The sequence below is a fragment of the Erythrobacter donghaensis genome (assembly GCF_001557325.1).
GTDB lineage: Bacteria > Pseudomonadota > Alphaproteobacteria > Sphingomonadales > Sphingomonadaceae > Erythrobacter > Erythrobacter donghaensis_B.
In genome coordinates this window covers 1-701 of record NZ_LSJS01000135.1, presented here as the reverse complement: position 1 = coordinate 701, position 701 = coordinate 1, and the positions used below count along the sequence as shown (strand labels likewise).

Below are 701 nucleotides of genomic sequence, written 5' to 3'. Positions count from 1 at the left end.
GGCGGGCCGCCGCTACGAGCCCGGCGCGCGGCCCTGCCTCGGCATCGTCAGCCTCGCCGAATTCCGCGATGCCTTCGCCGCGTTCGATGTTACAGAGACCTCGGCATGATCGAACCGGAACTCCCCGACTGGGACGACAAGCGCCCGCTGTTCATCTTCGACCATGTCTGCGTGCTGTGCTCGGGCGGGGTGTCCTTCATCATGAAGCACGACCGCGCCGGCAAGATCGCCTTCACGCCCGCCCAAGGGCCTCTCGGCCAGCAGCTGTGCGACCACTTCGGGATCGACTGGAACACGACCTACATCTTCGTCCGCGATGGCCGCGCCTTCACCAAGTCCGACGGCTATTTCGAGGTCGCGCGGGTGCTGGGCGGCTGGTGGCGCCTCACCCTCGTGCTCCGCATCGTGCCCAGGGCCTTGCGCGACGTCGCCTACGACCTGGTCGCCCGCAACCGCTACCGCTGGTTCGGCAAGACCCAGGAGGCCTGCCAGATGCTCACTCCCGACCAGCGCGCGCGGCTGATCTGACACGCCGCCGCGCTTGACGCCGCGGCCATGCGCGGGCAGCTTGGCGGCGATGAAACGGGGTCAGATCATCGCCGGGGTTTTTGCGATGCTCGCCGCCTTCCCGGCGCTTTCGCAGTCCTCCGCGCCGCAGCTCGGGCGAGAGCTCGTAGCTCTGCCGCCGCTCGGCCATGGTC

1 protein-coding gene is annotated in these 701 nt (G+C 68.8%); it reads left to right on the top strand.

Annotated elements, in window-relative coordinates:
* Positions 1-105 precede the first annotated feature (105 nt).
* Positions 106-528 carry a thiol-disulfide oxidoreductase DCC family protein gene (locus AX692_RS07065; protein WP_073973466.1) on the top strand — a complete coding sequence of 141 codons (423 nt, stop codon included), beginning with the start codon at positions 106-108 and terminating at the stop codon, positions 526-528.
* Positions 529-701 lie beyond the last annotated feature (173 nt).

What these genes read in the sequence shown, in the direction of transcription:
- AX692_RS07065 (WP_073973466.1), top strand. Translation starts at nt 106, where the DNA reads ATGATCGAACCGGAACTCCCCGACTGGGACGACAAGCGCCCGCTGTTC.